The sequence below is a fragment of the Tabrizicola sp. genome, from assembly GCF_036781545.1.
Classification (GTDB): domain Bacteria; phylum Pseudomonadota; class Alphaproteobacteria; order Rhodobacterales; family Rhodobacteraceae; genus Tabrizicola.
Genome location: NZ_DAIQAT010000155.1, coordinates 1 through 8,170, shown reverse-complemented (window position 1 = coordinate 8,170; position 8,170 = coordinate 1). Strand labels below are relative to the sequence as shown.

The window sequence follows — 8,170 nt, the reverse complement described above, 5'->3', positions numbered from 1 at the left end:
CGGCGCGGACGGTCAGCCGGAACTCGGCCCGCGAGGTGAACATGCGGTAGGGCTCTGTCACCCCACGCGAAGTGAGATCGTCGATCATCACGCCGATGTAGCTGCCGGTCCGGCTGAACTCCACCGGCGTGCGGCCACAAGAAGCAGCGGCTGCATTCAGGCCGGCCACAAGGCCTTGTGCCCCCGCCTCTTCATAGCCCGTCGTCCCGTTGATCTGGCCCGCAAAGTATAGCCCCGGCACAGCGCGGGTTTCAAGCGTCCGGTGCAGTCCGCGCGGATCGAAATAATCGTATTCGATGGCATAGCCCGGCTGCAGGATCACCGTCTGCTCCAACCCCGGGATCGTGCGGATATAGGCGCTTTGCACTTCCTCGGGCAGCGAGGTCGACAGCCCGTTCGGATAGACCGTGGGGTCATCCAGCCCTTCCGGCTCCAGGAACACCTGATGCGACGTCTTGTCGGCGAAGCGCACGACCTTGTCTTCGATCGACGGGCAATAGCGCGGCCCAACGCCCTCGATATGCCCCCCATACATAGCGGATCGATCCAGGTTATCCCGCACGATCTGGTGAGTCGCCTCACTCGTATGGGTGATCCCGCAGGAAATCTGCCGCGCTTCCGGCGCCCGGTTCAGGAAGGAGAACACCGCCGGATGCTCGTCCCCCGGCTGGCTCTCCAGCCGTGCCCAGTCGATTGTCCGGCCATCCAGGCGCGGCGGCGTGCCGGTCTTCAGCCGCCCGACCGGCAGCGCTAGTTCGGCCAGCTGCACCGCCAGCACGCGCGAGGGCGAATCCCCCATCCGCCCGCCCGACATCTGACGGTCGCCGATATGGATGACGCCGTTCAGGAAGGTTCCTGCTGTCAGCACGACGCGACCCGACGCAAGCTCCACGCCCGAGGCCAGCACGACCCCCGCCACCTTGCCCCCGACCAGCCGCAGCCCGGCGACTTCGCCTTCGATCACCTCCAGCCCCGGCGTCGCCAGCAATTCCGCCCGCATCGCCTCGCGGTACAAGCGCCGGTCGATCTGCGCCCGTGGCCCCTGCACCGCGGGTCCTTTCCGCCGGTTCAGCAGGCGGAACTGGATCCCCGCCCGGTCGGCCATCCGGCCCATCACGCCGTCCAGCGCGTCGATCTCGCGCACGAGATGGCCCTTGCCAAGACCCCCGATCGCCGGGTTGCAGGACATCGCGCCCAGTGTTTCCACCCGCAGCGTCACGAGAGCTGTCGACACGCCCATCCGGGCTGCAGCGGCAGCAGCTTCAGCGCCCGCATGGCCGCCGCCGATCACGATGACATCGTAGTGTTTCACGTGGAACACCCCTGGCCCTTTACTTGCCGATGCAGAAGCTGGCGAAAATCTCGCCGAGCAGATCGTCCACATCCACGCGGCCGACAAGCGCGTCCAGCGCCCGCACAGCCCGCCGCAAATGCTCCGCCGCCAGCTCGACGCGCGAGTCAGGTCTTACCACTTCCGCCCGTGACTCGGCCAGAGCAGCAATCGCCGTTGTAACAGCCACGCGATGCCGCTCGCGCACCAAAGCGCCAGCCGAGCCCACCCGCTCCACCAGGATTTCGCCGATCCGGGCCATAAGTTCCGGCACACCCGCCCCGGTCTTGCCCGAGACAGCCAGCCCAGACCCACCTGATCTTGTGTCCGCCTTGCCCAATACCACAAGATCATCGCCGAATGGCTCCAGGCCCGGTATGGCGTCGCCATCCGTCAGGAACAGGCGCAAATCCGCCGCCTCGGCACGGGCCAATGCGCGGTCGATCCCCGCCTGTTCCAGCCGATCCTCGGTGTCCCGCAGGCCCGCGGTGTCCAGGAACGTCACCGGCAGACCCGCGATCTCCATCCGCACTTCGATCACATCCCGCGTCGTCCCGGCGATCTCCGACGTGATCGCCGCCTCGCGCCCGGCAAGCTGGTTCAGCAGCGTCGACTTCCCGGCATTTGGCGCCCCGACAATCGCCACCTCGAACCCGTCCCGAATCCGCTCCGCCGCCGTCACCCCCGCCGCCTCACGGCCAAGGTCGGCCATCAGCCCGTCAATCAGGGACAGCACCTCGGGCGAGACATCCACCGGCACATCCTCATCGGCAAAGTCGATGGTGGCTTCCAGAAGCGCCCCCGCACGGATCAGGTCGCGCCGCCAGCCGTCGACCTTCTGGCCCACCGAGCCTGACAGCACCCGCACGGCCTGCCGCCGCTGCGCCTCGGTCTCGGCGTCGATCAGGTCCGCCAGCCCCTCGACCTGAGCCAGATCCAGCACCCCGTTTTCCAGCGCGCGCCGGGTGAATTCCCCGGCCTCCGCCAGCCGCAGCCCCGGCTGGTCGGACAACGCGCGCAGCACCGCCCCCACCACCGCCGGACCGCCGTGGCAGTGCAGCTCCACCACCGGCTCACCGGTAAAGCTCGCGCCCTCGACGAAGCCCAGCACCAGCGCTTCGTCCAGCAGTTCGCCGCCCCAGTTCAGCCGCCGCAGGCCCGCCACCCGCGGCGCGGGCAGCGACCCGCACAGCGCCAGCCCGGCCGCAAAGGCCGCCGGGCCCGAGATGCGCACGACGGCGAGGCCCGACCGACCCCGCGCCGTGGCGAGGGCATAGATCGTGTCCATCGCCGCCCGCTACCTTCAGGTGTTCATCGATTCGAAGAAATCGGCGTTCGACTTGGTCTGTTTCAGCTTGCCGATCAGGAACTCGATGGCATCCGTCGTGCCCATCGGGTTCAGGATGCGGCGCAGGACATAGGTCTTCTGCAGGTCCATCTTGTCGACCAGCAGATCTTCTTTCCGGGTGCCGGACTTGAGGATGTCCATCGCCGGGAAGACGCGCTTGTCGGCCACCTTGCGATCCAGCACGATCTCGGAGTTACCGGTGCCCTTGAATTCCTCGAAGATCACCTCGTCCATCCGGCTGCCGGTGTCGATCAGCGCCGTGGCGATGATGGTCAGTGACCCGCCCTCCTCGATGTTCCGCGCCGCGCCGAAGAACCGCTTCGGCCGTTGCAGCGCGTTCGCATCCACACCGCCGGTCAAGACCTTGCCCGAGGACGGAACCACCGTGTTGAAGGCCCGGCCCAGGCGGGTGATCGAATCCAGAAGGATCACCACGTCGCGCTTGTGTTCGACCAGCCGCTTGGCCTTTTCGATGACCATTTCGGCCACCGCGACGTGCCGCGTCGCCGGCTCGTCGAAGGTCGAGGCCACAACCTCGCCCTTCACCGTGCGCTGCATGTCGGTGACTTCCTCCGGGCGCTCGTCGATCAGAAGCACGATCAGATAGCATTCGGGGTGGTTGGTCGCGATGGAATGCGCGATGTTCTGCAACAGCACGGTCTTGCCGGTGCGCGGCGGAGCCACGATCAGCCCGCGCTGGCCCTTGCCGATGGGCGACACCAGGTCGATGATCCGGGCCGAACGGTCCTTGATCGTCGGATCCTCGACTTCCATCTTCAGCCGCTCATCGGGATAAAGCGGCGTCAGGTTGTCGAAGTGAACCTTGTGCTTCGCCTTCTCGGGGTCATCGAAATTGATCTTCGTCGCCTTGGTCAGGCTGAAATAGCGTTCGGTTTCAGACGGAGCCTTGATCACGCCTTCGATGGAATCGCCGGTGCGCAAGGAAAACTGGCGGATCATCTCGGGCGAAACGTAGATGTCATCCGGGCCGGGCAGATAGTTGGCCTCGGGCGAGCGAAGAAAGCCGAACCCGTCCTGCAGGACCTCAAGCACGCCGTCGCCGCCGATCTCCCAGCCTTCCTCGGCATGTTCCTTCAAAAGCGAGAACATCATCTCGCCCTTGCGCATCGAGGGGGCGTTCTCGATCTCCCACTCCTCGGCCATGGCCAGAAGATCGGCCGGGGTCTTGGCCTTGAGTTGCGCGAGGTTCAAGCGTTCGACGTTCATGGAATACCTTTGGGCGGACCGGCCCCGTCAGGGCGGATCACAGCGAGTTTGGAACGGGAGATGCATTGGACCGGACGGCCCTGCATCGCCGCACCTAATGGCGGTCGCGGCAAAAGTCAATCAGTAGCGCAGGATCACCGAGAAGACGATCACCAGCATCAGCACCGTTGGCACCTCGTTCATCATCCGGTAGGTCCGCCCGCTGCGGGTGTTGGTGCCCCGGACAAAGTCCTTGCGCCGCGCCGACAGCCAGCCGTGGAACCAGCCCATCACCAGCACCGCGCCCGCTTTCACCCAGGGCCAGGCGAAGGACCAGTCCACCACCCCCGGCGTGAACACCAGCGCCAGGCCGAAGATAAAGGTCGCGATCATCGCCGGATTGATGATCCCCCGCAGAAGCCGCCGCTCCATGGTCTGGAACATCGCGTCCGTCTTCGACCCCGGCTCCACCTGTTCCGTGTGATAGACGTAAAGCCGCGGCAGGTAGAACATCCCCGCCATCCACGAGATCACCGAGGCCACATGCAGCGATTTCGTCACCGGGTACCAGTCGGCCAGGAAATCCGTGATCGTCTCAAGCATGTCCCCACCTCACCGCTGCGCTCTTCCTTCTATAAAGAAAGAAATGAAGAAGGAATGTGGATGATGTAGGGCCTGTGCAGAACGGGATTTCCCTGTCCGCCCCCAGAACGCTCCACAAGGAGAGGCATGGGGACAAAACCGGGAAAAGATCGTCGTCCTTGCGGCATCTATGATTTTTCAAAGCATTATCAATATGATGATAGGAGGGCTTCGCCGCACATCATCCACAGGTTGCGCTGTCGGCACCCTGGGCACAGCGCCTTCTCCCGTCCCGCGTGACAATCCCCTGCACAGCGGGATATCTCTGGCCAGACCGCCCCGGGCTGCGACGGATGCCCACAGCCCGCCCGCCGAACCCCGTTTCGCCCCGCCCGGGCCCCAGGAACAAACCGCGGATATCCACAAGCCCCATGATCCTCGCCTCCACCTCGCCCACCCGGCTCCAGATGCTCCGCGCCGCCGGCCTTGACCCCACTGCCGTTGCCCCCCGCGTCGATGAGGCCACGATCCGCGATGCGCTTGTCGCCGAAGGCGCCCATCCGCGCGACATCGCCGACACCTTGGCCGAGATGAAGGCCCGCAAGGTCGCCGAGAAACACCCGACCGACCTCGTCCTCGGCTGCGATCAGGTCCTCGCGCTTGACCGCGAGACTTTCGCCAAGCCCGAAACCCCCGAGGACGCGCGCCAACAGCTGCGCCATCTGAGGGGCAAGACCCACAAGCTCCTCTCCGCCCTCGTCGTCTATGAAAACGCCCAGCCCGTCTGGCGCCATGTCGGCGAGGCCCGCCTCACCATGCACGACATCTCCGACACCTATCTGGACGATTACCTCGCAAGGAACTGGGACTCGATCCGTCACTCCGTCGGCTGCTATAAGGTGGAAGAAGAAGGCGTCCGGCTGTTTTCCGCCATCACTGGCGACCATTTCACCATTCTCGGCCTGCCGCTCCTCCCCCTGTTGGCATGGCTCGGCAACCGGGGCATGATCGCCCGATGACCGACCATCCCCGCATCCCGCTTGCCGCCGTCCTGGGCCACCCCATCGCCCACAGCCGCAGCCCTGCGCTGCACAACTACTGGCTCAAGCGCTATGGCATCAAAGGCCACTATATCCCGATCGACATCGCCCCCGTCGACCTGCCCCGCCTCCTCCGCAGCCTGCCCGAGCTTGGCTTCGTCGGCTGCAACGTCACCATCCCCCACAAGGAGGCCATCCTCCAGATCGCCGATTTCGTCACCGACCGCGCCGCGCTGATCGGGGCGGCCAATACGCTGATCTTTCGCAAGGACGGCAAGATCCACGCCGACAACACCGACGGCTCCGGTTTCATCGCCAACCTGCGCCAGAACGCCCCGCATTGGGCCCCGGCCTCAGGCCCCGCCGTCGTGCTGGGCGCCGGGGGTGCCGCCCGCGCCGTCGTCGCCGCGCTGATCGAGGTCGGGGTTCCGGAAATCCGCCTCGCCAATCGCACCCGCGCCCGGGCCGATGCGATCCGTTCCGACTTTGGCGCCAAGATCCATGTCCATGAATGGGTCCAGGGCGGAAACCTGCTGGAAGACGCCGTCACCGTCATCAACACCACCTCGCTCGGCATGACCGGCAAGGCCGAGTTCCGCGTGCCGCTCGACAAGCTGAACCCGCACGCGCTTTGCAACGATCTCGTCTACACGCCGCTCAAGACCCAGTTCCTGATCGAAGCCGAGGCGCAGGGCGCCACCGTGGTCGACGGTCTCGGAATGCTCCTGCATCAGGCCGCCCCCGGCTTTGAACGCTGGTTCGGCACTCGCCCGGACGTGGATGAAGCCACCCGCAAGGCCGTGCTTTCCGCATGAGCTTCATTCTCGGTCTCACCGGCTCCATCGGCATGGGCAAGTCCACGACAGCGGCAATGTTCGCCGAGGAAGGGCTGCCGGTCTGGGATGCCGACGCCACCGTCCACCGCCTTTACGCCCCCGGCCAGCCTGCCGCGCTTGCCATCGGCCAGCTCTTCCCCAGCGCCATCGACGAAAACGGTGGCGTGAACCGCGCCACCCTTCGCGCGCTGATCCAGTCCGACGCCAGTCTGCTCGACCGCCTCAACGCCGCTGTCCACCCGCTGGTCGCGGAAGACCGCGCGCAGTTCCTCACGGCCAACGCATCCGCTGAAATCATCCTCCTCGACATCCCGCTTCTCTACGAATCCCGCATCGACACCGCCTGCGATGCCGTTGCCGTCGTCTCCGCCCCGCCTGACGTCCAGCGCGACCGTGTGCTCGCCCGTGGCGCGATGACCGAGGCTGAATTCCAGACCCTCCTCGCCCGCCAGATGCCCGATGCCGAAAAGCGGGCCCGTGCCGACTACGTCATCGCCACGACCAGCCTTGAAGCCGCCCGTCAGGCGGTGAAAGATGTACTGGCCGACATTCGCCGCCGGATTGCCGAACATGCGTGAAATCGTCCTCGACACCGAAACCACCGGCTTCGAGCCCGCCGAGGGCCATCGCATCGTCGAAATCGGCGCGGTGGAGCTTTACAACCATCTGCCCACCGGCCGGACTTACCATCAATACATCAACCCAGAACGCGGCATGCCGCGTGAGGCGTTCGAGGTTCATGGCATCGGCCACGACATTCTGGAAATCCCTGGCCAGCCCGTTCCCGGTGGTGTGACGCTCCGCGACAAGCCGGTCTTCGCCCGGATCGGCCAGGCTTTCCTCGACTTTGTCGGCGATGCGCAACTGGTGATCCACAACGCCAGCTTCGACATGAAATTCCTGAATTTCGAGCTCGACCGCTGCGGCCTGCCCGGTCTGCCGAACGCGCGCGCCACCGACACGCTGATGATGGCGCGGACGAAGTTCCCCGGCTCCCCGGCGTCGCTTGACGCGCTCTGCCGCCGCTTCGGCATCGACAACTCGATGCGCGAAAAGCACGGCGCGCTTCTCGACAGCGAAATCTTGGCCGAGGTCTATCTGGAACTGATCGGCGGCCGCCAACCCGACCTGGTTCTGGCCAGCGCGGCCCCGGCGCCCGCCCGCAGCGCATCGGGCGAAGCCATCACCTGGCGCCCCCGCCCCCGCCCGGAACCCCTGCCGCCCCGCATCACCGAGGAAGAGCTTGCCGCCCATGCCGCGATGGTGGCGAAGCTGGGCGATGCGGCGATCTGGAAAAAAGAGGCGTGACGGCACACCAAGGAAACCCCGTCCCGGGCTTAACCTGGGACCTCCATCGTCATCCTGCGCCAAGTCCGAAACAGAAGCCCCGGCTCAGGGCCGGGGCGTGAAGGCGAAGACCTGCGATCCCTCGCTTCTCTCCCCGCGGGGAGTGAGAGGATGGGGGGCTATGCGATGAGCGGAAGCATCGTCCGGATAAGATCGACCTCCGCCCCAGCGGAACACGTCCAGGAATTTTCTGGAAAACTCTTGGACTTCTGACCGCCCAGCCGCTTCTGCCGAGCGTCACCCTGCTCTGCGCCGGATCAGTTCACCTTCTCGGCCGGTGCCGCCGACGCGGCCTGCGCCTGCGCCCGCCGCGCCAGCTCCTGCCGGTACAGCCCCATGAAATCCACCGTATCCACGTTCAGCGGCGGGAAGCCCCCGTCGCGCGTCACGTCCGAGATGATCCGCCGCACGAAGGGGAACAGCAGGCGCGGGCATTCGATCAGCAGGAACGGGTGGATCTGGTCGTCCGACACGCCCTCGA

General features: G+C 65.8%; 9 protein-coding genes. 4 read left to right on the top strand and 5 right to left on the bottom strand.

The features are described from left to right. From mnmG to V7Q39_RS17185, 4 genes are all read right to left on the bottom strand, one after another. Window positions 1-1,312 (bottom strand): tRNA uridine-5-carboxymethylaminomethyl(34) synthesis enzyme MnmG (gene mnmG / locus V7Q39_RS17200; protein ID WP_333817842.1); only part of this gene is annotated, 1,312 nt, incomplete at its 3' end. A 19-nt stretch (window positions 1,313-1,331) separates the two neighbouring features. Further along, complete coding sequence (mnmE, locus tag V7Q39_RS17195; RefSeq protein ID WP_333817841.1) at window positions 1,332-2,618, bottom strand: tRNA uridine-5-carboxymethylaminomethyl(34) synthesis GTPase MnmE; 1,287 nt, start codon at window positions 2,616-2,618, stop codon at window positions 1,332-1,334. A gap of 15 nt (window positions 2,619-2,633) precedes the next feature. Beyond that, a complete protein-coding gene (gene rho / locus V7Q39_RS17190; RefSeq protein WP_333817840.1) occupies window positions 2,634-3,905 on the bottom strand; it encodes a transcription termination factor Rho in 1,272 nt (423 codons plus the stop codon). Between the two features lie 120 nt (window positions 3,906-4,025). After that, on the bottom strand, window positions 4,026-4,487 hold the full coding sequence (locus V7Q39_RS17185; RefSeq protein WP_333817839.1) for a CopD family protein: 462 nt from the start codon (window positions 4,485-4,487) through the stop codon (window positions 4,026-4,028). A 410-nt stretch (window positions 4,488-4,897) separates the two neighbouring features. On the opposite strand from V7Q39_RS17185, the gene V7Q39_RS17180 reads away from it, so the two are divergent. The 4 genes from V7Q39_RS17180 to dnaQ are packed head-to-tail and all read left to right on the top strand — an operon-like array spanning window position 4,898 to window position 7,650. Beyond that, window positions 4,898-5,485 (top strand): Maf family protein, encoded by a 588-nt coding sequence (locus tag V7Q39_RS17180; protein WP_333817838.1) that lies wholly within the window; start codon window positions 4,898-4,900, stop codon window positions 5,483-5,485. Next, window positions 5,482-6,321 (top strand): shikimate dehydrogenase, encoded by an 840-nt coding sequence (locus V7Q39_RS17175; RefSeq protein WP_333817837.1) that lies wholly within the window; start codon window positions 5,482-5,484, stop codon window positions 6,319-6,321. Before V7Q39_RS17180 ends, V7Q39_RS17175 begins: the two co-directional genes overlap by 4 nt. Further along, window positions 6,318-6,920 (top strand): dephospho-CoA kinase, encoded by a 603-nt coding sequence (gene coaE, locus V7Q39_RS17170; protein WP_333817836.1) that lies wholly within the window; start codon window positions 6,318-6,320, stop codon window positions 6,918-6,920. The genes V7Q39_RS17175 and coaE overlap by 4 nt, the downstream gene beginning before the upstream one ends. Then, window positions 6,913-7,650 carry a DNA polymerase III subunit epsilon gene (gene dnaQ / locus V7Q39_RS17165; protein ID WP_333817843.1) on the top strand — a complete coding sequence of 246 codons (738 nt, stop codon included), beginning with the start codon at window positions 6,913-6,915 and terminating at the stop codon, window positions 7,648-7,650. Before coaE ends, dnaQ begins: the two co-directional genes overlap by 8 nt. Before the next feature lie 296 nt (window positions 7,651-7,946). On the opposite strand, the gene V7Q39_RS17160 is transcribed toward dnaQ, so the two are convergent. Continuing rightward, on the bottom strand, window positions 7,947-8,170 hold a 224-nt coding region (locus V7Q39_RS17160), incomplete at its 5' end, for a protein-export chaperone SecB (RefSeq protein WP_333817835.1).